This window comes from Micromonospora sp. Mcm103, from assembly GCF_024519755.1.
Taxonomy (GTDB): domain Bacteria; phylum Actinomycetota; class Actinomycetes; order Mycobacteriales; family Micromonosporaceae; genus Micromonospora; species Micromonospora aurantiaca.
In genome coordinates, this window is record NZ_JALJRJ010000009.1 from 18,949 (window position 1) to 41,797 (window position 22,849).

Below are 22,849 nucleotides of genomic sequence, written 5' to 3' on the forward strand. Positions count from 1 at the left end.
AGGCTTTGAGGCCTGGGCTGCTCGGCTGGTTGTCAGCTTTTTGGGTTACTGCCCGCTAAGTGGCGTAGCGCCTGCCCGGTGCCAGGGTAGGCGAGCCGCAGGGTGTGGGCGGTGAGTTGGATGGCCCACCAGGTGAGGGCGACGAGGTAACCGACCAGCAGGGCGCTGCTGGTGTCGCTGGTGAAGACGATGGCGTAGCCGATGGCGAGGCCGGGGGCCGTGATGGTGCGGGTGGTGCGGCTTCGGCTGGTGGTCAGGGCGGTGGCGATGCCGAGCAGTGCTGCTCCGGCGCTGCCGATGAGGCCGGGCATGCCGGTCAGGTCGACCGGTGGGGTGAGGGTGATCGCCGCACGCATGAGGCAGATGCCGGTGGCGGCGATCGCGGCGGGCAGGGCCGCAGGTCGGGTGCGGGCGAGCCAGTTGGACAGTTGCGGGGCCGCGATGCGGGGAGCGGTGGCGGCGATGATCGCCGCGCAGGCGGCGAGGGGGAGCGCGGAGCCGAGGGTCCATTTCAGGTATGGCTCGTAGCCGAACTGGACGGCGGTGCCGGTGGCGAGGCCGTAGAGGGCGGCGGCGGTTGATCCGCCGACGGCGGCGGCGAGGTATCCGCGCCGGATGAGGTGGCCGGTGGTGGGTTTGGAGGTGGCTGCGTTGGGGGTGCCGGCGAGCCAGGTGGTGGGGGCGAGGTGCGCTACGGCGAATGCGGTGAGCATGGTGAGGGCACCGGCGATGCCCAGTTGAGGCAAGGAGAGGCGGACGCCGACGACCTGGACGGAGTAGGTCGTGACGATGTCCGCGGTGAGGATGGTCTGTAGGAGCACGGTGAGCGAGCAGACGCCGAGGATGATGGCGCTGGTCAGGTCACGGACGCGGAGCCGAACTCGTGGCAGTGCGGTGTCGTTGGCGGTAGTTGCTGTCTGGTGATGGGCTGCGGTGAGCGCGAGGGCGCCGTCAGCGAGGGCGTGGGAGTGACCGTCGAGGGCGGTCGGAGTGTGCCCGGTGACGGCCGCGAGGCGTTCCTGCAGGCCCGGGATTGCTCTGGCTTCCCGGTGGATCACGTGGCTGAGGTGCTGCTGGCTGATGTCGGCGGCGTCAAGGATGCCTTGGACGGCATTGGCGGCCTCGTCGAGGAGGGGCTGCGCTGCAGCGGTGACGTCGTCGCGGGTCAGAACGGCCGGCGGGCGGGGCGAGGGCAGGAGAACGGGTGCGCGTTCCTGAGTGGAGAGGGCGGTCCTGGCCTGGCGGATGGACTCCAGTAGTGCCGCGTCGGCTGGCTCGGGTGTGGCCTCTTTTTCGGCGCGGTGTGAGGGGCCGTCGGCGATGCTGCGGGCCAGGAGGTGCTGCGCGAGGTCTCGGTCCAGGTCGCGGCTCGGGCTCACCAGGCGGGTGGCGAGTTCCTGGTACCCGTCGGGGCTGGCTTGCAGGACGGTCAGCGTGATTGGACGCCGCTCGGCATCGCAGATCAGCAGACATGTGCCATCCGGGACGTGGCCGGCGGTCGCGTAAGCGGCGAGTGCTGCTGGCGCGGTGACCATGGCTGGCGCGGGGAGGCCTGCCCTGGCTGCCGCGTCGGTGAGATGCCCCCGTCGGCGGGGTCCCCAGGCCGATGGGATGGTCACGGTCAGGGCGGCGACCGGTACGGCGACTTGGCGGACTGCCTGGTCAGCCACATGCCACAGCTGCCCGGCGAGCAGCTGTACGGCGTCCACCGGCGGCTCGGCGTCAGCCGCGTGCAGAAGGTCCACCGGGTCGCGGATGAACTGGTGGCCTACCGAGGGCTCCGGCAGCCCGTTGACGCCGGGGTGTAGTTGACCGGCGGGGTCGATCACGATGCCGTGCGGCATGACGATGCGGCCGTTGAGCAGGACGGGGATCCGGGTGCCATCGCGGTCGACGGTGGCGGCGATTGCCGACGACGTGAGATCGATCGATAGTCGCGTGCCCCCGCTTGGCATGCGAGGCAGTCTCTCCCGATCGGGGAGTAGATCGTCAACCACGTTCTCGTCCCGTGATCGATTGTGCGCGCATGGTGAGAATCCTTCCTAACAGGATGGCCTTCGCTGGGTATCGCCGTGTATGCGAGAGGAGAGGGATCTACCAAGCGGGGGGACGGACAGGATGTCGCAGCAATCCCCGGACAGCGGCAACCGGCTAGCCGAATATGCGCGTCCTACGGTGTACGTCCCGCCTGCGTCGACGCCGCCGCGCGACACAGCGGGGCCGGTGTCCTCCGTGATCCGACCGGTCCGGGCCACCGTAGCCACGGTCGTGTTCCTGGCCGGGGTACCGGCGCTGCTGGTGTCCCTTGACGGGAACCCGCTGCGGAGGTGGCCGTCGGGGACGCAGGTGGTGGCATGGTTCGATCAGCCGAACGAACGGTTCACCTCGACCGTCCTGGCCGGCGCGGCTGTGTGGGCGGTGTGGCTGTTGTGGGCCGTGCTCGCGCTGCTGCTGATCGCCGAGCTGATCGCGCTGGCGACCCGATGGCGGATCCCGGTGCTACGGCTTCCCGCACCACTGCACCGGCTCGTGTTCGGCCTGGCCGGCACCGCGGCGATCGCCGTCACCTCCGTCGGCCAACTGAACACCGGCGGCGTTCGACCACCGGCGGCGGTCGACGCGGCCCAGGCAGTAGCTGTTCCTCAGCAAGCTCTCGCGCAGGCGCCGGCACTGATTCAGGTCGGCAACACCCGCTACCTGTACACCGTCGAGCGACACGACACCCTGTCGAAAATCGCCAAGCAGTGGCTCGGTGACGCCGCCCGCTGGCCGGAAATCTGCCGCATGAACAAGCACCGCCACTTTCCCCAGGTCGGCGGCACACTGCGTGACTGCGACTTGATCTACCCGGGCTGGGAACTGCGGCTACCCGCCGATGCTCAACCCCCACAGACCGCCATCCCGGGCCGCCCGCGCTCACCGCGACCCGGCACCGTCGCCCCATCCCCATCGCCGAGCAACCCGCCGGAAGCCACGCCCAGGAGCTCTTCGCCGACCACACCCACCGCACCGCACTCCGGGTCACCCACCGACGCTCCCACGTGGTCTTCGTCCTCGCCGGAAGCCGACGGCGCGCAACGCCCGCAGGACGCCGACCACCAGCGGGGTTTGCAGCTGACCTCCGCGGAGTGGCTGCCCTGGTCACTCGCCGCCGCCATCAGCGCGGCGGCTGCCCTGGTGTGGCGGCAGCGCCGGCGCCGCTACACCGGTGACCCCCACGACGATCCACCCACTCACCTGCCGCCTTCGGTGGCCGAGCTACGCCGTGCCGTGGCCCGAAACCCCGAACTCCCGCACCCCGACGACGGGGCACCAGTGGCCGCCCTTGTCCCGCTGCCGTCCGGTGGCGTCGGCCTCGTCGGCTACGGCGCAGCTCCCGCCGCACGCGCCACCCTCGTAGCAGCGCTGGCGTCCGGCGACCCGCAACACCCCGACGCGCGTGGCGAGGTCGTCATCGACGCCGCTACCCTGACCACGCTGCTCGGCAACGAAATGACCACCGTCAGCTCATGGCCGCGCCTGCACATCACCGACACCCTCGACGACGCACTCACCACGATCGAGACCCAGCTGCTGCACCGCGGCCGCCTACTCGACGAACAGGCGCTGACCGACCCCGAAAGGCAGCAACAACCCAAGGCTGCGGAAGCAGACGTCCTGCCTCCGGTCGTCCTCATCGCCCAGACACCAGCCGCAGCAGCCGAAGCCCGCGTCAAAGCGGTTCTAGCCGCGGGCGCCAGCAGGCAGGTGTTCGGGGTGCTGCTCGGTGAGTGGCCCCCCGGCGTCACCATCGAGGTAGCCCCAGACGGACAGACCACCCTCATATCCGGTCAGCCAACCGAACCACTGCCGCCGCGCCTACCCGTGCTCGAACCCACCACAGCGATCCAGACCCTGACCACGCTGCGAGAAGCACAAACCGGCGAACCACCAGCGACAACCTCGCCAGCCGGTCCGGCCACGGTCATTGCCCTGCACGCCAGCCGGAACGACGCGGCATCTCAGGATCAGCCCGCGGCAACTGCAACTCCCTTCGCCGCTGTCGTCGGGAAGGCCCGACTTCGGGTGCTTGGCCCGCCGCGGATCGAGGACATCACCAAACCGGGCCGGCCCCTGCGCGCCAAAGCCCTCGAACTCGCCGTCTTCCTGGCCTGCCACCCCGACGGCGTCACCACCCGCGACATCGGCGAATACCTCGAACCCGACGCCCGCCTCAGCCAAGCCGACCAACGCGTACACACCAACGCCTCAAACCTGCGACACGTCCTCGGCCGCGCCGGTGACGCCGAGACGAAAAACGCCTACGTCATCAAAACCGCCGGCAGGTACCGACTCGACCCGACGACGGTCGACGTCGACGTGTGGACCCTCCGAGACCTCATGCGCCGCGCCACCATCGCCACCGGACCGCGACGCCATGAACTGTTGACCGCCGCCTGCGAACTCTACGACGCGCCACTGGCCGAGGGGCAGGACTACGACTGGCTGCAGCCCCACCGCGAGACGGTACGCCGCTGGTGCACCGAAGCCCACCTACTCCTCGCCGACGACCTGCTTAAGCCAGACCCGCAGGCCGCCTCTGACCTGCTGAACAAAGCCATCGTCCTAGACCGGTACAACGAAGCCCTCTACACCAAGGCCATCCACGCCCGGCACGCCCTCGGCGATGCCGACGGCATTCGTACCCTTCTGCGCGCCCTGACGAGAGTGCTCGCCGACCTCGACGCTGAACCGAGCGAAGACACTATCGCCCTAGCCGCCCGCCTCGGGGCGGAGTTGGACCATACCTGACCTCAACATTTCACAACCCCACGATCCGTGCCCAGGAACAACGACATGACGCATCGGGAAGCCGGCCGATGCGGACTCGCCGCCCAACCTAACGACTCGAGCCACGGCCTCGGCGGCTCATGGAGCTCAGGTGGCATCCGGATCTGCCGATGATAGTTCACCCGATCTTGTATCGGCACTCTCTCATCAGGGCAACCGAGGAGAGCTCGTCCCATTCTTCCGGCCTGAGCAGTGACTCGAAAATCGCATAGTTAAGTGCTTCGAGCAACATCGACGAGATTCGGAGTGCGCGAAGCGACTTGTCATGGTTGAAGATGGGGCGAGCTGGAGTGAGTTCTTTCCTGTTGAAATCCACCCCCAACGCCGCAACCGAAGCTCCCGCATGGATCGAATGATTCAACAGGCGATACACGGCGCGCAGGTCGTCGCCGCCGTATCGATGATCTAGGTCAGCGAATGTAACTCGTCGTCTTTCCGAGCCGAATATGGGCAACGCCCAGCCGTAGGGCTCACGGATATCCCTCCCGAACTTGCCCTCTATTCGGGCGATCAGGGTCTCGCACTCAGCCCTTTCGTCCAGACTGGGAGGCGGGAAGCCCAGTTCGGCGCATGTCTCATTGTAGGCGCGGATGTCCCTTAGGCGTTCATAGACCCCTGAAGCGTGGTATCGCTCGGATAAGGAGTAATCTCGGTCAGCTGCAATTGCTCGCGAAATAATGCCGATCTCGTAAAGAGTCCTGATCCGCGCTGCCGCGCCGTCATAAAGAGCGAGCTTGGAGAGTTCTTTAATCTCCTTCGCCACCATCAAAGCGCGCGCTTGGAAAGAGAATAGCAATAATGCGTGAATCGCGTGACCGGGAAGAAAGATCCTGTCGTCGGCGACCGCGCCATCGAAATTCCAGAAGTGCGCACGAGAACACACGGCTTCGATCAGTCGCTGATTAGCCGCCTCGCCGGCGGCCAACATGTCGTCGAATGACTGAAGTGCGCCGTCGATCACGGTGTCGCCAGTCGTGGCGGTCTTCTCGGCGGCAAGCCGTTCGGCGGCCCGGTCAGCCACCTGGGACCGAAGATCATCACTCAAGTCGGGGCGGAGCGTGAGAACTTCTAGAAGGTGCTCGATCAGCAGGCGAGCGATGTCGTCCCGCCCAGGAGTTTTTCCCGTGGTCTCGAGTAGCTCGTTGGCCTTCCCCGTGACGAATTCCAGGAACGCCGAATCTCTCTCTGACAAGGTCACCTTCCCGTCCCGATGTCATGCACTTCAAGTCTCCCGTATCAACCATGGCCGTCCGCAAGTACCAAGCCGACTTTCTCGCCCGGGTGCTGCGGCACGCCCGCAGCTCGGCGACCGGCGGGCCTCGGGTCCGTGGGCGGCATACTGTCGTGCTGCACAGCGGGTTCACGGATCTGCCGCTGAGCATGCGCGGATCTGCCGATAAGAGTTGGGACTCCGATCTCCGGATGCTCAGGGCAAGGGCGTTGCCCAATAGTCCATTACTCGTTCGGCGACGAACCTCACGAGCTGGATGTCAGCTTGCAGGTTACGCGCCTCTCGACTGAAAGGAAGGAGTGGCTGGCTAGTTCGCTTGCCGCTCATACCTGGCTCTTTGGCATGCACAATTCTGCACCTGATGCCGTAGATCCTCATGGCGACAGCGTATTGATAATCGAACCCAGGTCTCGGCTGGCCGTTTATGTCCTTTTCGAGGGTCGTCACGTCAACGATTGCGCTGCTATTGGACGCTACCGCAAGTACGTCGCTTCCGTAGAAGAAGCCTTCAAGCTGTCTCGGCTGCACAGCTAGGCGTAGGAGTGCTTCGATCTGCCCACTCTCGACGCTCAACTGCTTCCCGGAAGGCGTGGTACCTTGGTTGCCAGACTTTCCGATCGATGCCGAGTATGACGATGCCGCCCGCGGGAAGTAGTACTCCAGGACTTGGTAATATTTGATGTACTTTTCCAAGGCGTCCCGGCCAGGCGTGTTCGCAGCGCCGTATAGCTCTGCGGGAATTGGATCGTGGCGCCGAGACGGAAAACGAATCTCGCTACGTGAGGTGGCGCGCGCGGCCGGCACTTGCTTATATGCTGGGCTCCAAAGTCTGACCGGCAGATCCAGGTTTGAAGCCAGCGTATGCAAGTAGCTTGACCCGTAAGACTCGAGTGCTTCCAGCGCTTCGCTGAGGTCCGCCACAGAGAAGCCGCCGAGTTTGAGAGACACGCCTTGGAGTTCCCCGCGACGGCTTCCGGCGTAGGCAACAAGGAGGCTGTCGCCCACCCCTGCAATCCGGAGAGTTCGCGCTCCTCTCCCCTGCGACCGCTTGTCTTCTACGATAAGTAGACCAGTCGAATTCAACAGGCCGTACACGTCGTCGACTACCGGACGCCCATCAAAGTGCACCCTCCTCTTCAGCTTCGGCCGTAATTGGCGAGATAGGGCGTAAATGGTTTCGTCCCGGGGTCCGGCCAACCAAGCTTCAATGACGTCTTCCGACTCGATCCACAGGGCTCGATGTTCAGGAATCGGACGTATTTGCTCGACCAGTCGTCGCGCCGCAGGCAGGTCGGTTGCGGATCGGAACCTGGTTCTTAGAATCGTGTCGCCGCTCTTGTTTAGGAAGACGAGGCGGGCATCCCCTCGCGGCCCACGACCACCGGACCATTCAACTCTGAGGTCAGAGCGAAGTGACGCCAGTGCCGTTAACTGTTGGACCGCGTCAGCGTACGTAACGGCGGGGGTGAGCTCGTCAAAGTCCCAGAAATCGTCATCCGGTTCATAGTATTCATAGTCCACGCGCTGCTCCGCACCCTTGTCGCTCAGCAAAGAAGGTACTCCATCTGTCTGTTCTGCCGAGTTCGGCGGCCCGCACTCTCATGTGGCTGGCCGGCGTGTCGCCCGCAGTGGGCACGTCGCAGTGCGACCGATCTGACTGCCGAAACCTTACGGAATCAAGCCGGTGGCTGGATCCCTGCCTGACGTAGACGCCACTGGGCGGCTTCGCGGTGCTGTTCGCTGAATAAGGGATTCCATCTGGGGTCGAGTCGCCCACTCAATGGTTAGTTCTGGCCGTCCCGCCTGGACCAGTCTCTCGAAACCGGTCTGGATGTCTCCGCTGATTACGAGCCGTCGCGCGGCCTCCGCAGCTCCATGCCTTCCAGACATGCCGATCCACGCCGTCGGGTTATACGGCGGCGAGAGCCGCCGACATGCGCTCACCGCAGCATCGCAGGCAGATTGGAAGCTGGCTTCGAGCGTCTCGTACGGCCGCCGTCTACCCTCATGGTTCGTCGTCAAAGTGCGCCTCCTTTGGCGAAAGCTCGCTCTGCCGGGAGAGAACGCTAGTATTCCGTCCCTTCACGAGCATGCACAATCCCCGCGCGTCAGTGGTCAACTCTCATGCCGCGATCCGGGCGCCAGTCCGCGTCTACCGATCATCCGTCCTGAGTGGCGAAACCGGATCGTCGAGTCGCACATCAGCCGAAGGTTGAGCAGATGCGAGGGCCGCGGTGCCCGGTAGGCGGCATCCGACGGCATCGACTGCCCCGAACCCAGGAACGTGTCCTTCTCAAGCAGGCTCCTGGACGATCCGTCGGATCTTGGCGATCTGTTCGTTCCAGCTGCTCAGCTGAGTGATCTTGACGATGTCGCCGGTCTGCGGTGCTTGGATGATGAGTCCTTCGCCGAGGTACATGCCGACGTGGCGTGGGTGGGCCGGGGTGCCGTTGCTGCCGGGGATCAGGATGAGGTCGCCGGGTAGCAGGCGTGTCGGGCTGGCTACTGGTGTGCCGGCGTTGGCTTGGTCGGTGGTGATGCGGGGGATGGAGATTCCGGCTGCTCGGTAGGCGGCTTGCATCAGGGATGAGCAGTCGCACTGTTTGTGGGGGTCGTTGGAGTGCGGGTCGGTGCACGAGCCGCCGAAGTGGTAGGGCGTGCCGAGTTGGGCAGCGGCCCAGAACACCGCGGTTGTCACGGCTGGCGGGGTGTCGGTGGGCAGCGTGAATCCGGCAGGTAGGGCGGCCAGTGCGTCGGGGGTGCAGTCGGCGAGGGTGCTGGTGAGCTGCTCTACCAGGCGGAGGGCATCGTTGGTCCATGTGGCGTACGCGTTGGGGTAGGCCGAGGCTTGGACCGCCTGGGCGGCCTGGGTGAGTGGCATCGATTCCCAGCCGGAGGTCGTGAGGAGCTTGTCGAAGAACTTGCCTGCTTGATGGGCGGGTTCAGACAGTTGTGCGACGGTGCCCCATCCCTGGCTGGGGCGTTGTTGGAACACTCCGATGGAGTCGTGGTCGTTGCGGGTGCCTCGGTGGGGCAGGTTGCGGAGGCGGGATTCCTGCATGGCGGTGGCGACGGCGATGATCCAGCCCCATCGCGGGACGCCTTTGGTGACGCCGGTGTCGATGATGGTCGCGGCTACGTCAAGTTGCTCGGCATCCCAGGCGCCGACGGTAGGCGGTCGCTCGGAGGGATGCATGTTGGGTATCGCGGCGGTGCCGCACCCGTTGGAGCCGCCGCCCATGACGGCCGTCAGCAGGAGTATGGGCAGGCCGAGGCAGGCAACGACGACGAGGCTGACAATGCCGGTGATGGCTCTGGTCATGGCGGCGGCCTTTCAATGCGGCTGGGGATAGCTGATCGGACAGGGGCAGTCGGGAGCGTGCTCATCGGCGGTGGAGCGGACAGGTGCGCGGAGGGCTTCCAAGGTGGTGAAGCGGAGAATGACCGTGGGCCGCCCACGTGGGCGGCCCACTTCGAGCTGCTCGATCAGCCGATGAACGTGAGGCATGTCAACACCGGCTGACCTCACACCCCTGTACCTCGGTTGTGCCTGGACTGGTCCTTGGCCGTCTGGTCCTTCGTGATGTGGCGGTAGATCGCGATGCATCGGAGGATCAGCTCGTGTGATGGCAGGGTCAGTAGCCGCTGCCGTTTGTCCTCGCGAAGGTTGTCCCAGATGAGGACGGTGATGCTGGCGGACCACATGTCCACAAGCACGCCGTCGATCTTGGCGTACTGCCGGGCGGTGACGATGCGTCGCAACGTGTCGATGAGGGTGGCGTCGCCCGGCGGGTGGTTGGCGTCGTCGGGTCGGGCGGCTTCGGGCAGGAGGGTGTAGCAGTCCTCGCAGGTGTCGTCGATGCGCGGCGGGTTGTCGGCTTCCCACCGCTGCACGTCGGTGGCGGGTAGGCCAAATACCGACTGCCGTGGATTGCGGGGGTGGCGGAGGTGGCCGGTCATCGGCGGGTCCTCTGGTCTGCATCGAGCCTTCGGGTGCTGGGCGGCGTCACGTGGGAGTGGCCGTTCCTTCGGCTCCGGGGCAGCGGCGCGGTGACCGCTGCTCCGGAGACGGGTGTGCGGTCAGATCTTCAGTAGGTCGAAGGCGGCGACTTTCAGGTCGCCGGTGTTGCCGGTCAGCACCCGGTTGGCGCGGACGAGGTCGTTCTTGGCGGGCTGGTAGTGGTCGAGGTATTCGGTGATGGCCTGGTATCCGGCCCACCGGCTGCCGGTGATGGCTTTCTGGGTGTCGGCCTCGCGGATGAGGTACTTGAGGGTGCCGAGGCGTTGTTTGGCGTTGTTCTTGGCCTGCTCGGACGCGGTGTCCTTGACCGGCCATACCTGCGCGACGACGTTCTCGAACTCGCGGATGGTCAGCTCCGCGTTGAGCATCCGTTCGGCGGCTTTCTCGAAGGTCTCCATGTAGGTCCACATCAGGCCCAGGGCTTCGCGGGCCTGGCTGATCTGGGAGTTGACGTTGGAGGTGTGCCGGAAGGTGTAGTGGCCGACGGCGTGCTGGAAGGCGGCGCGTTGGGTGTTGGCGCAGACCACCCGGATCGGGCTGGCGTCTACCCGCAGGGCGGCGCTGCCGTCGTGGGAGGTGGTGCCGATGAGGTACAGGTCGAGGCGGTCCACCCCGGCGATCTCCATCGCGTCGGGCAGCTTCATCGTGACGAACACGCTCTTGCCGCGGCGCAGGCTGCCGGCGGTTTCGAAGTGGGCGCCGCCGACCTGATCGACGAGCCGGTCGAGCATCTCGGCGCACTGCTCGTTCTGGACGACCGTGTAGTCGGTGCCGACGATGCCCAGGTATTCGGTCTGGCCGGTGACCGGGTTGCGGCGTACGGTCATTCGCTTGTCGTCGGCGGGGACCTGTACCTCGGCTCCGTTGACGATGTCGATGCCGACGGTGCGGATGGTGCGGACGCCCCAGTCGCCGAGGCGGGCGGCGGTCATGATCTCTTCGGCCTTCATCGTTTCCTGGGTGACGGTGCCGAGCTGGTGCCAGGCCGACAGGCGTGCGCTGGCGAAGGCAGTCGTTCCGTCGGTGTAGGTCTCGAGTTCGTGCGGCACGGGATGCTCCTCTCAATGTGCTGGCGGGGCCGAGCACGCGGCTCGGCCCCCGCAGGGAAGTGGCGCTGGTCAGGACCGGTCGGTGCTGCCCGCGTCGGTTGCGACGGGGTTGTCGCTGTCGGGTTGCGCCGGGTGGACGAAGGTCAGCGGCGCGTCGGAGACCAGGACGATCCGGCCGCTGGCGGCGGCCTTGGTGCAGTTGTTCCGCACGGCCCCGGAGCTGATAGCGCGGCCGAGTTGGCCGGCGAGCACGGTGGCGATGTCCTGCGGGGTCATCTGCTGGCCGGGGTTGGCGGCCAGGACGTCGAGGGTGAGTCTTTCCAGTTCGCCTCGGCCGAACGGTGGGCTGCCGTCGGCGTTGACGGTCCCGTCACCGCGCGGGCCGGTGCTGCGGGCGACGCGCGGCGTGCGGGCGGGTGCGCGCAGCGGCAGGGCGACGACGTGGGTTTCGCCTTCTGCGTTGACGACGTGCAGCGTGCCGTCCGGTCGGATCAGGGGCAGCACCGCCGCTGCGGCGATCGGCATGCTCGTTTGGCCGCGGATGACCTGGGAGCACAGCGGGCAGCGGGGCGGCTCCGGGTTCGGGTCCACCTCGCTGGCTCTGGTCGGGCCGGCGATCCACCGCTCGGGTAGGCCGGGCAGTCGACGGGCGGCGTCGGCCTGTTCCATCGCGGTCAGCAGCCGGGACGCGGTGGCGTGTCCGATGCCGCTTTCGGCCACGATTAGGTCGATGGTGGCGCCGGCGTCGCCGTAGTCGGCCAGGACTCCCTTGATGGCCATGACCTTGCGGTCACCGGGCCGCGCCGGCTGCACCGCAGCGACGGCGGAGCTCTCACCGGCCTCGCTGCTGTCGTCGTCGCGTTCGCGGCTGTCGTGCTGGTCGGTTTCGTCTCCCGCCTCATCCGGTGCCTTGTCCGCGTGGCCGTCGCGGGATGGATCAGCTGCGCCGCCGTTGGCAGGTTCACTGGCCGAGGTGTCGAGGCGCGATCCGGTGAGCTGCTCGCTCTGGCCCGCGGCGGCGGTCTGCTGGTCGCCGAGATCGACGGCAGCGTCCGGTTCCGCAGCGGCGGCGCCGTCCGGGGCGGGCAGGGCCCACCGGGTGGACGCGCCGTCGGCCGCATCGGCGTCGGTGTCCACCGGAACGATCAAGCCGGCATCGGCCAGGATCTTGAGTGCCTTGTCGGTGGTCGAGCGCGCCTTTCCGGCGCGGTCGGCCAGCTCGTGGACATCGCCCTGACCGAGATCGGTTAGGGCGTCGAGGACAGCCTGAGCTGCAGGCGTCAGGGACAGGTCTTTCATGGTGTTCCTTCCTTGGGGACGTAGTTCGGATAGCGGCGTGAGTGAGGCCGCCCGGATGGTGAGCCGGGTCGCGGGTGATAACCGGGGTGGCAGGCGCGCGTCGGGAGCGCAGTGCCGTGCGAGGTGTGCCATTCGTCGCCCGGTGAAGGGCGCCGGGATGAGACCGGTCGATTACCGGCCTGAGGTGGTGGGTGTGCCTGCTGCGGGCTGCAGCGTGTAGAGGCGGTCCTCGGTGCGGTCCCGGTAGATGCCGGCGTCGCTGTGGGACAGCCGTACCGAGCTGACGCTGCCGGGCGGCCGACACCGGGCGTCGGAGCTGCCCACCCTGATGTGGGAGGTGTGTCCGGCGAGGTTGAGCGCGCGGCAGGAGTCGGTGTGCGGCAGAACGACCAGCACGGTGTCGCCGGGGTCGAGGTAGCGCCGACGTACCTGCTGCCCAGGGTGGGTCAGCGCGTAGGCGGTCCGCGTCTCGTCGCCGATGAGGGCGTCGATCCGAGCGCGGGTGTTGCCGTACTCGCCGGCCAGGGTCTGGATCGTCTTCGCCGATCCCGTGATGGCGGCGGCGGATGCGTGTAGGTCGTCTTCGTTGAGGAGTCTGGTGCGCAGGTGGTCGACGGCGAGCAGCAGCTCGTCGCGTAGGTGCCGGAGATCGTCGGCGGCCTCGGGTAGGTGTGCGGCGGCGGGGATGGGGTCGACGGCGTGTTGGTCGAGGGTGCGGCCGGTCGCCGCGGTGATCCACCGCTCGACCAGGTTGAGGTGCGGCATCACGCTGCCCCGTCAGTCGGTGAGGTGGGCGAGTTCGGCGGGGGTGAGCTGTGCGGGAGTGCGGTTGTGCCAGGCGTCGGAGTGGCGCAGGTTCCACCAGCGCAGCAGCGTCCGGCAGGCCGAGGTGAGCTCACCCCGGATCGGCAGGGAGTACACCGTGGCGAGCGGGACCTGATGCGCACGGGCGACGTAGGCAGTCGGCGCCCATCCCCCTTCGGTGTGGGTGACCTCGCCGACGATGCGCTGCGGGTAGGGGATGTCGAAGGCGGCGGCGGCTTCGGCGTCGGGTATCACCAGCCACGTGTCCGGATCCTTGCGCTGCAGGGTCGCCACCCCACGCGACGGGTCGCAACGCCGCAGAAGCACGTGTCGCTCGTCGCCTTCGTTCATCGGCCGGTGGTTGCGCCAGGCGCGGTAGCAGGCAGTGAGCGTGACGCCGAGGACGGTGTGCCGCTCGCGGGCGGCGAGCGCATCGGTGACGACCTGGTGGTGACCGGGGAGGTGAAGGCCGGCGTGCGCAGCCAGTCCTCGTCGGCCTGTTTCGGCGAGTGCACCCAGCCTGGTGAGGGCCTGGTCGAGGTTGGTGGTGCTGTCGGTGAAGTCAAGCGCGGTCTTGTGCAGGAGGCGGGCGAGGTCACCGATCGGTTCGGCGGTGGCGGTGTCGTGGCGCCACTGTTGCTCGGGCAGGACGTCGTTGGTGTCGGCGGCGATGCGCCGCAGCACCGGATCGGTCAGGAACATCAGGGGTCTCCTTCCAACGGCGGGGAGATGGCGAAGGCCGGTCGCAGCGGGGCTGTGACCGGCCGTGGTGTTTCGGGTCCGGAGGGGGTGTCAGGTGATGGTGACGGCGCACAGCCGCGCGCGTGGGTCGAGGCTGCGTAGGTAGGCGCAGGCGTCGTTGAGGAAGCGGAACCGGTCGGCGACGGAGCCGCCTGCGGGGGTGAGGAGGCGACCGTCGGTGGTGATCAGCGCGTCGCCGACCAGGGCGATGCGCCAGTGCAGGCCGGTGTAGGTGGCTTCGCCTGCTTGGTAGGCGGGCAGTTCGTATGGGTCGAGGTGGTGGGCGAGCATCGCCAGGACGCGGGGTTGCTGCTCGAAGCGTCGGCGGGCCTCGTGGGCGGTGACCTTGGCGGGGTCGGTGTGGTGCTGGGCGAGGTAGTCCTCGAACGGCCGAGCGACGGGAGTGGTCGTGGCGACGTGGGTGTGCCAGGTACGCCAGCGCAGGGCGGCGTCGTGTGCGGCGGTGGCGGCGGTGCCGGTCAGGTCGAGGCGGCTCTTGCGGCCGCCGGCGGCGATGGTGATCGCGCCGAAGCGGCGGGCGGCGTCGAGCAGGTAGTAGCCGATGAAGCGGGTCAGCCAGCCGATGAGGCGGCGGTGTCGGACGCGGTAGCGGCGCGACGGCGTGCCGTTGGCCTGCAGGAGGTCGTGGACCTTTTCGGAGGCGGCGAACCAGTCGGCGTCCTGGCCGGGGGCGAAGCAGACGGTGATGACCTGGTCGGTGAGGGACGTGTTGGTGAGTGCGGGCATGACGGGGTGCTCCCTTCGCGAAGGCGCGGTTCGACTGCGGGTGTGGTGGTGCCACCGGGATGCGGCGTCTGTGGCGGAGTGCTGCCGGGAAAGGCGCGGGGCGGGGGTCACGGGGCCGACCGGGTGGTGGGCTGAGGGTGTGATCCCGCTGGCGCGGGCAGATCCGGGGAGAACAGACGGGCGGCGGTGCGAACAAAAGAGAAGAAGCTGCACCGTAGCGTCGTGACCTGACAGCACGCCCCCGACCAGCAGTCGCAACCATGCCTTCTACCTGCGGTGACAGGTTTCGGCTGGTCGGCTGACAGGTCGTGTCAGAGGACGAAGACTCCGTCGTCGAAGTTGGGGTTGTCCGCCACCGGCTGACCGTGGTCGGTGGGTAGCTGCGCGAGCCCGACTCGGCCGGTGGCGCCGACCGGCAGCCACACCGCTTGCGCCGGGTCCGTCTCGTGGGTGGCGGTGACTACCAGGACGTCGCGTCGGCCGCGTAGGAGCCGGTGCAGGTGTTCCTCCCGGGCAGGGCTGCCGAGCCAGAACAGCACCGGATATTGGATGCCGACGCGTCGGGTCAGGGTGGCGTAGCGGTCGAGTTTGCCGACGAGCCGGCCCAGCGGTTCGGTGCCGGTGTCGGCCTCCAGCCAGAACCCGACGCTGGCGCCGGCGGCGGTCCAGATGCCGTGGCCGTCGGCGGTGATGGTGCGGAACTGCCGGGTGGTGGTCCGCTCCGACCACCACCGGTCCAGACGCATCTCGGGGTGGCGCCGGGTGTGGGTCTTGAGCCGGACGAAGAACTCGTTGACGGTGAGCAGGTGGGTCAGGGTCGGGCTGGCCGACACCCGTTGCACGGCTTGCCGGCTCGCCCGGGCGGTCGGCTCGGGGCGTTCGTGGGCGGCGGCCTGGAAGCGGTGTCCGTTGTGGCCGAGGGTCCAGTGCCACGGCTGGCTGCCGCCGCCGGTGCGCGCGAACCGGAACCGGTCCAGCAGGCCCAGCCCGTACAGCTCGCTGAGGCGGATCTGGCAGGTGCGTCGGGCCAGGAAGAACAGCTGGTGGATCTGATCGGTGGTCAGGACCTGATGGTCGTCGAGGAGTCGGAGCAGCTGCCGGTCCCGGCTGGTGATGTGCGGGTAGATGGCCAGCAGGTCAGCAGAGCGCGATTGCGGCATGGGTACCCCTGCAGAGAGAGTCCCGGTAGGGAGTCTGGATGAGTTGATCTCGCGGACAGGCCGGAGGCAGGCCAGGCACGGGCAGGTCAGGAACCTGACAGGCCGGTGGGGGATGCTCGGGTGAGGTCTCGTCTCCCGGACACCCCCAAGCGAGCCCTCACCGCAGCACCCGGACGAGGCCCGAAACGAGCAGGCCTTTGCTCAGCGCTCCCGGCTGGTCATCCGCCGTTTCATCGCCGAACGGGCGACCTGCTGCATCGGCGGCTCACCGTCGGCGCGGCGGTGCGCGGCGGCGCACTCCTGACGGATCGCGGTCGCCTCACCCACCACCTCTGCCGGCGGGTTGGTGGTGAACGTGAACGCAGGCAGCTCCCGGTTGCCGACCAGCAGCCGCGCGGCGGCGGTGTAGACGTCGAGGTGGGCGAGGTCGTGCTCGTCGAGCTCCGGTCTGGTGTGGCGCGACAGTTCCCGGGCGTCGGCCGGGTCGACGTTGAAGAACAGCTTCGACCGGGCGTTGGCGGACACCGCTGCAGCGACATCCTTCGGGAGCTGCGCCAGGTCCTGGTGCGCCAGCACCAGACCCAGCCGGAACCCCCGTGCCTCGGCCAGCATGTCCCCGACCGAGCCGGGCAGGGTCAGGAAGTTCTGACACTCGTCGACGTACAGCACGGCGTCGCGGCGCTGGTCCTCCGGGATGCTGGCGCGGGCGATGGCGGCCTGCCAGACGCGGGCGACAACCAGCGAGCCCAGGATCCGCGTCGTCTCCTCCCCGAGCACCCCCTTGGGCAGCCGGCACAGCAGCACCCCGCCGTCGAGCACCCGACCCATGTCGAACGAGCTGTGCGCGTTGCCGATGACCGACTTGACGAAATCGCGCAGCAGAAACGCCCGTAGCCGGGCCAGGACCGGGGCGATGACCTGCCCGCGGAACTGCTCATTGATGCCGTCGTACCAGACCCAGAACCCGCCGAGACCGTCCGGGTCGTCCAGGCCGTGGGTGAACCGGGCCCGGAAGTCCTTGTCCTGCAACAGCGACGGCACCAGGCTCAGCGTCGGTTTGGCGTGGCGCATCAGCGTCAGGCACGCCACCCGCATCGTGTCGTCCATCCGCGGCCCCCACTGCCCTTGGAAGATCTTCGCGAAGATCCCCACCAGGTTGTCCACCGCCAGGTGCGGGTCTCCCCGGTCATCGAGCGGGTTGAAGCAGCCCGGGTTCTCCTGGTCCGGGTCGATGATCACAATCTTGTCCGCGGAGGTGGCGGGGAGCCGGTCGAGGATGTCGGTGATCAGGTCTCCGCGCGGGTCGATGACCACCGTGCCCCGGCCGGCTTTGATGTCGCCGAGGATCATGTTCAGCAGCAGCGTGGACTTCCCGACGCCGGTCTTGCCGACCACGTGCACATGCTGGCGGGCGTCGGTGACGGTCAACCCGACCTTGTGGCGGCCGATCTGCGCGCGGCCGAGCATCTTGACGCCACGCCCACCGCCGGGGACCTGCACGGGCGCCGGCACGGCCTTCGCTCGGGCGCGGTCCAGGCCGGGCACGGCGAGGTCTTGCGGCAGCGCGGCGAGGGCCGCGAGTTCCGCCACGGTGGCCAGGAACCCCCGCCGCAACCGGCGCCCGGCGAGGGTGGAGACCGGGTGGGGCATCTTCATGCGCCGCAGCCGGTTCGGGCCCGTGTACGCCGCGGCGGCCGAGGCGATGGTGTGCCCCAGCCCGATCAGCCGCTCACGGGTCTGCCGGGCCCGCCCCGCATCCGGTGGTGTGGTGTCCGGGTCGCGGGCGACGGCGAACCGGACCGCGATCTCGAAGTGCGGCACCCGCACCGCCTTCTCCACCACCGTGCGGGCCTCAGCCGCGGCCACCGGATCCCGCTCGGCCACCCGACCCGTCGAGGCGTGCGGCGGCCTGGACGGGCCGGGTGTGAACACCTCGAGCAGCCACAGCAGCGGCTCGACGGCCAGCCTCGCTATACCCGACACCGCCCGCGCGGCCAGATCCGGCCGCCCGTGCGGGTGGGTGGCGGCCGTTGCCGCCGCCCGGCGGGCGGCGCGGACTCGGCGGGCTCGCGCCGGCCGGGCGAGGACCTGCACGCAGGCGTGCTCATGGGGGCCGACCTCGGCGCCGGCGGCGAGCAGCGCCCGCAGCGGATCGGTGTCGTGGTCGCTGCGCAGCGGCAGCCCATCGGGGTGCTGCGGCCAGTGCGCCCCACCCACCCCCTCACCGACCTGCGGCGGGATCGGCGCGGCGGCATCTGTGGTGGTGATGGTGGCGGCGGGCCAGGCCGCGCGGACGGCGGCCTCGACCGCGCCGGGCGGCACCGTGCCGGGCACCCAGACCCGGATGGTCAGCGCGCGGCCGGTCCACGTGTACTCCCAGCCGACATGCGGGTAGCCGAACACCCGGCGGCGCCACACCGACGGCGTGAGGACGCCGGTGAGGGTGGTCCAGAACGCTGCGGCGGCCTCGGCGGTGACCTGCGGTGGGGCAGCGACGGTCAGCCATCGCGCGCCGGCGGTGAACCGCCGGTGCCGCCAGGCGAGCACCTGGTCATGCCCGAACACGGCCGCGACAACGATCGCGGCGGCGACGAAGGCCAGCCACGGCCGGGCGAGCACCCAATGCCCCATCTCGGCGGCCCAGCCCGGGGTGGCGGTCACTCGGTCTCCCCGATGCCCGTGACGGCGATTGTGTGCTCCGCGGCCGACCCGACGCTGCGGAACGGGATCCGCGACCGGCCCGCGACGAGCAGCCCTTCGCCCCGGGGCGAGGCCAGCAGCAGCCGCGCCTCACCCGCGGTGAGGTTGAACGCCTCCACCACAGCGTCGATCGACTGGGTGCTCTGGCGCATCAGGACCTGCGTCGCGGCGTTGGACACCACGGCGAGCCCCAGGTCGGTCGACAGCACATCCGCCGCGTCCTGCGTGACGACGCACAACCCCGCCGACCGCTTGCGGGCCGCCTTCGCCATCCGGAACAGAAACCGCGCGCCTTCACCGTCGCGCATCAGCAGCCACGCCTCATCCACCACCACCAGATGCCGACCCCGGCTAATGCCGGCCGGCGGGGTGTCGATGCCCGACCAGATCGAGTCCAGCGCCAACAGCGTGCCGACGGTCCGCAGCTCATCGGGCAGATGCCGCAGCGACCAGACCACCAGATGCCCATGCGGGACCGTGGTGGTAGGCCCGTCGAACAGGCCGGCGAAGTTCCCCACCGTCCAGGGAACGAGCCGGGCGGCCAGCTGCCCGGCGGCCGGATCATCGTCCCCGGCGAGCACCTCGGCCAGGTCACGCAGCAGGGGAGCGGGCTTCGTCCAGGTGCCCGGGTCGGCGTTGATGCCGGCGCGGGCGTAGGTCGCGGTGATGGCCCGGTCCAGGGCGGCGCGTTCGGCCGGCGGCGGGGCCGCGCCCAGCATGACCGCGATCAGCGTATGCAGGTACAGGCCGCGTCGGGTGAGCGTGTCCGGCCGCCGGTCGTCGGGCAGGTCAAGCGGGTTGATACGCACCCCGGGCACGCCCAGCTGCACCACCGTGCCGCCGACGTGGTCGGCCAGCGGCGTGTACTCGTCCTCAGGGTCGATGACGCTGACGGTCGTGCCCTGATACAGGTTGCGCAAGACGTCGAGCTTGACGAAGTAACTCTTGCCCGCCCCGGAGCGAGCGAGGACGACCGAGTTGTGGTTGTCCTGCGCCCACCGGTTCCACACCAACACCCCGTTAGAGGTGGTATTGACCCCGTACAACACCCCCTCCGCCAAGGGAATGCTGCCGGGGGTGGGTGCGGGAAGGTCTGGCGAGGCGAGGGGAAACGCCGCCGCCAGGGCGGTGGTGTCCAGCACGCGGCGCATCCGCAGCGGGTCCACCCCGACCGGTAGCGTCGAGAGCCAGCCCTGCTGGTGACGGAACGTCGCCGGCTGCAGGTCCAACAGCACGCTCGCCGCAGCCGACTTCACGCCCGCGGTGAGGGTGGCCAGGTCGTCGAGGGTGCGAGCGTGGAGGGTGACGTAGATGCCGACCTCGAACAACTTCGCCGCCCCGCGGGCAACCCGCTCAGCCAGGTCCGCAGCATCCGCTGCGGCGGCCTCGACCATCGGATCGCCCAACCGCCCGGCGTCGGAGTCGAGCCGACGCGACGATTCGAGGCGGGCGCGTTGCCGCTTCAGCATCGGCGCGGCCAACTGCGGCACCACCGGGTCCAGGTGCACGGCGACGTCGACGCGCCCCGGATAGGACAGCAGCGGATCGAGCCACGCCGGACCGACCTCCGCCGGGTAGCCGCACACGACGTAGGTGGCGGCGTAACCGTCACCAACCCGCACATGCGACGGGGTGAGCGACAACGCGGCCGGCGACGGCATGCCCTCTACGCCTCGGACACTCTTCTTGGGGTTTTTCAACAGGTTCATGTGCTGCTCCGCAGAGTGATCGGGACGCCGGGCACCGCGCGCGGGCCGGGCACCGGTGGGGAGAACGGGTCGACCGCGCCCGCGAGCGCGGCGCACACCGCAGACCCGTCCAACACGGCGGCGTGCACGCCGAGCCCGGACAACGCCCGCACCGCCGTGTCGCCCGCTCGCGCGCCGGTGACGACCGCCAGGACCTGCCGGCGCAACGGATCACGCTCGCCGTCAAGCTCCAGCAAGAACGCGGCATGGTCCTCGGCGGCGGCCTGCAGCGCCCGGTGCGGCAGGCGCCGGGCGCTATCGGCGACAGCATGCGCGTGTGCGGCCAGGTCGTGGCGCTGCGCGGCCACGACGATCTGCGCCGGCCCGGTCAAGCCGTTGAGGAACCGGCCGAACCCGTCCAGCAACGCGCCCTGCTCACCGCCGGTTCGCAGGTGAATGTTGGTGGTGCCGCAGGCGATCACCACCTTGTCGCCACCTGCGCTGGTGAGCACACCAGCAGGGCTGACCGCCGTCACCGGCGACCGCAACAACGCCGGCACGATCGGCTTCCCCTCCACGGCCGCGCCCGGGACCGCGCGGGCCGTCCCGGGTGTCAGCACGCGCGGGCTGTGCGAGAGCGTGAAGGCGTGCCGCAGCCACACGTCCAAGGGCAGGCCGTCGCGGCGGCCGAGCGCCACCACGACCGCGACACCGAACACGACAGCACCAACGACGAGCCACACGGGCCGCGGCAGCAGATGCCCGAACGAGCGGTAGACACCGGCAGCGGCCAAGCCGACGCCGCCGATGATGCCGAGCTGACGGAAGGTGAGCCCGAACGCGACCCGGTCCGGCTCGTTGACATTGGCCGGCACCACCGCACGCGGCGCCGCATCATCCAGATTGCTCATTGATCACTCCGGGCTCGGGTAGACGCCGGGCAGGCGGCGGTAGGGCGCGCGGATGGGGTTGCTCGACGCCAGCGGCGTGCGCCGGACCGGGGCGGCTCTGAGTCGGCCCAGGTTGCGGGTCATCCCCTGCAGGGCCACCGTTCGCAGGACGACGCCGCCGATGCCGACGCTGCGGCCCTGCTGACCGGAGAACCGCCGCACCAGGCCCGGAACCTTGAGCGTCATCCACAGCACGACGACCACGAGCAGCAGGTTCAGGGTGTCGGAGCCAGGTAGACCGAGCAGGACCGGCACGTTCCCCCGCGGATCGATCACCAGGTCGACGCCGGCCGAGAACGTGACCGCCTGGATCGTCGGGGTGGCCAGACAGCCCAGCACCGACCGCCACCACAACTGCGCGACCCCCTCGGTCCAAGGGGTCGCGTGGCACGCCAGGGCCACCGGCGCGACACCGGCCAACACGACCAGCACCGCGATGCGGGTCAGCCAACCGCCGACGAGCAGGAACATCAGCACCACGATCAGCAGCCCGATGATCAGCATCAGCAGACCAGAACTCGGATCCCCCATCGCCGAAGCGAGCCGCGCCTTGACGAACGTGACCACCTCGGTCGTCGGGGCGTCCACCCCGGCAAGCGACACGGTCAACGCGTTCGCCACCTCAATGAGCACGCCGGTCAACGGAACCGCGAACGCCGACAGGACCAACCCGACCACGAGCCGCGGCACGAGCTGCTTGACCGTGTAGCGGGTCTCGACGGAGTCGCCCAGCATGACCGCGGCGCCCGCGGCGACGATCGCGAGAATGAAGCAAGCGTCGACCACGAGAGCGCTCTTCCCGGCGATCGACTGCACCTGCGGCAGCCCGGTCACATCCGGCGACACGAAGATCCAGGACGTCAGGAAAGCCAGCAGGCCACCGAGAAGATCGATCACCCGCTCGGCGAGCCAGCGGACCAGATCGTTCATCAACCAGGTGGTCATCCTCAGCCGCCGAGGATGCCCTGCAACACCTGCAGGATCACCGGGGCCAACACCGCCAAGGCGTAGCCGACCAACGCAGATTTGAAGTTGCCCTTGGCCTGCTCGACCTGGGCCGGGTCACCGCCAGCGGCCATGTACCGCAGACCGCCGATGACCAGGAACATCGTCGCGACCAACGCGATGATGCCCATGATCCAGCCAGTGATGTTGGAGATGACCTGATTGATGGAATTGACCGCCACCGGCTGTGGCGCGGCGGCGATCTCCGACAGGACAGACAGCTTCAGGTGCATGAAGGCACTCCAGAACGGTTCTGTGTGCCGCCCGGCGGGGACCTCAGGGAGGGACCGGTGTGGGTCGGTGGGGGCGCTCCTCCCTCGCGGTCTAGCGCAGGGATCGCGGTGTCAGTACGCCGCGCCAGCCATGCCGAACTCACCTCGACCCCGCCGCGCAAACGATCCCCGCCGGGCGGGCATGCCATGGAGGACATGCACCGCCCAGAACTGCGCTGTCAGACAGATCGAACCCGCCTGTCGCCTGTCACGCCCCGACACGACCAGTCAGCGAGCGGGCGAACATTCGACCCTTGGCCCTGCTCGGGCCGGCCAGCCGCGGGCTGCTGATGCGCCTGCAACGCGGTCAACTGCCGGTGAGAGTGCGCAAGACTCGCGGGCCACAATCCCC

17 protein-coding genes are annotated in these 22,849 nt (G+C 68.6%); 1 reads left to right on the top strand and 16 read right to left on the bottom strand.

The window, feature by feature from the left end; translation table 11 throughout:
- Nucleotides 1-32 precede the first annotated feature (32 nt).
- Nucleotides 33-1,955, bottom strand: a complete 1,923-nt coding sequence (locus OC439_RS13365) for a hypothetical protein (protein ID WP_262013672.1) — start codon at nucleotides 1,953-1,955, stop codon at nucleotides 33-35.
- Between the two features lie 394 nt (nucleotides 1,956-2,349).
- On the opposite strand from OC439_RS13365, the gene OC439_RS13370 reads away from it, so the two are divergent.
- Nucleotides 2,350-4,791, top strand: a complete 2,442-nt coding sequence (locus tag OC439_RS13370) for a LysM peptidoglycan-binding domain-containing protein (RefSeq protein ID WP_262013673.1) — start codon at nucleotides 2,350-2,352, stop codon at nucleotides 4,789-4,791.
- A 157-nt stretch (nucleotides 4,792-4,948) separates the two neighbouring features.
- On the opposite strand, the gene OC439_RS13375 is transcribed toward OC439_RS13370, so the two are convergent.
- The 15 genes from OC439_RS13375 to OC439_RS13445 form a co-directional block, all read right to left on the bottom strand.
- Entirely contained in the window at nucleotides 4,949-6,028 is a 1,080-nt protein-coding gene (locus OC439_RS13375; RefSeq protein ID WP_262013674.1) for a DUF5677 domain-containing protein, read from the bottom strand.
- 228 nt (nucleotides 6,029-6,256) lie between these two features.
- Complete coding sequence (locus tag OC439_RS13380; protein ID WP_262013675.1) at nucleotides 6,257-7,582, bottom strand: hypothetical protein; 1,326 nt, start codon at nucleotides 7,580-7,582, stop codon at nucleotides 6,257-6,259.
- A gap of 772 nt (nucleotides 7,583-8,354) precedes the next feature.
- Nucleotides 8,355-9,383: a C40 family peptidase gene (locus OC439_RS13385; RefSeq protein ID WP_262013676.1), complete on the bottom strand. Its 1,029-nt coding sequence runs from the start codon at nucleotides 9,381-9,383 to the stop codon at nucleotides 8,355-8,357.
- A 203-nt stretch (nucleotides 9,384-9,586) separates the two neighbouring features.
- Nucleotides 9,587-10,021: a hypothetical protein gene (locus OC439_RS13390; protein ID WP_262013677.1), complete on the bottom strand. Its 435-nt coding sequence runs from the start codon at nucleotides 10,019-10,021 to the stop codon at nucleotides 9,587-9,589.
- A 120-nt stretch (nucleotides 10,022-10,141) separates the two neighbouring features.
- Nucleotides 10,142-11,131, bottom strand: coding sequence for a DUF932 domain-containing protein (locus OC439_RS13395; RefSeq protein WP_262013678.1), 990 nt, complete (start codon nucleotides 11,129-11,131; stop codon nucleotides 10,142-10,144).
- A gap of 69 nt (nucleotides 11,132-11,200) precedes the next feature.
- The gene (locus OC439_RS13400; protein WP_262013679.1) at nucleotides 11,201-12,430 is read right to left on the bottom strand and encodes a MarR family winged helix-turn-helix transcriptional regulator; all 1,230 of its coding nucleotides are present in this window, start codon (nucleotides 12,428-12,430) and stop codon (nucleotides 11,201-11,203) included.
- A gap of 171 nt (nucleotides 12,431-12,601) precedes the next feature.
- Nucleotides 12,602-13,195: a hypothetical protein gene (locus OC439_RS13405; RefSeq protein WP_184976896.1), complete on the bottom strand. Its 594-nt coding sequence runs from the start codon at nucleotides 13,193-13,195 to the stop codon at nucleotides 12,602-12,604.
- Between the two features lie 12 nt (nucleotides 13,196-13,207).
- Nucleotides 13,208-13,936 carry a hypothetical protein gene (locus OC439_RS13410; protein WP_262013680.1) on the bottom strand — a complete coding sequence of 243 codons (729 nt, stop codon included), beginning with the start codon at nucleotides 13,934-13,936 and terminating at the stop codon, nucleotides 13,208-13,210.
- Between the two features lie 90 nt (nucleotides 13,937-14,026).
- Nucleotides 14,027-14,722: a hypothetical protein gene (locus OC439_RS13415; RefSeq protein WP_262013681.1), complete on the bottom strand. Its 696-nt coding sequence runs from the start codon at nucleotides 14,720-14,722 to the stop codon at nucleotides 14,027-14,029.
- A 311-nt stretch (nucleotides 14,723-15,033) separates the two neighbouring features.
- Nucleotides 15,034-15,882 carry a replication-relaxation family protein gene (locus tag OC439_RS13420; protein ID WP_262013682.1) on the bottom strand — a complete coding sequence of 283 codons (849 nt, stop codon included), beginning with the start codon at nucleotides 15,880-15,882 and terminating at the stop codon, nucleotides 15,034-15,036.
- Nucleotides 15,883-16,083: 201 nt separating this feature from the next.
- On the bottom strand, nucleotides 16,084-18,543 hold the full coding sequence (locus OC439_RS13425) for a type IV secretory system conjugative DNA transfer family protein (RefSeq protein WP_410054919.1): 2,460 nt from the start codon (nucleotides 18,541-18,543) through the stop codon (nucleotides 16,084-16,086).
- Nucleotides 18,540-20,291, bottom strand: a complete 1,752-nt coding sequence (locus OC439_RS13430) for a VirB4 family type IV secretion system protein (protein ID WP_262013683.1) — start codon at nucleotides 20,289-20,291, stop codon at nucleotides 18,540-18,542. Before OC439_RS13430 ends, OC439_RS13425 begins: the two co-directional genes overlap by 4 nt.
- On the bottom strand, nucleotides 20,288-21,181 hold the full coding sequence (locus OC439_RS13435; RefSeq protein WP_262013684.1) for a PrgI family protein: 894 nt from the start codon (nucleotides 21,179-21,181) through the stop codon (nucleotides 20,288-20,290). Before OC439_RS13435 ends, OC439_RS13430 begins: the two co-directional genes overlap by 4 nt.
- Nucleotides 21,182-21,184: 3 nt before the next feature.
- Nucleotides 21,185-22,165 (bottom strand): conjugal transfer protein TrbL family protein, encoded by a 981-nt coding sequence (locus tag OC439_RS13440; RefSeq protein ID WP_262013685.1) that lies wholly within the window; start codon nucleotides 22,163-22,165, stop codon nucleotides 21,185-21,187.
- Nucleotides 22,166-22,167: 2 nt separating this feature from the next.
- Nucleotides 22,168-22,458, bottom strand: coding sequence for a pilin (locus tag OC439_RS13445; RefSeq protein WP_104113272.1), 291 nt, complete (start codon nucleotides 22,456-22,458; stop codon nucleotides 22,168-22,170).
- Between the last annotated feature and the right edge of the window lie 391 nt (nucleotides 22,459-22,849).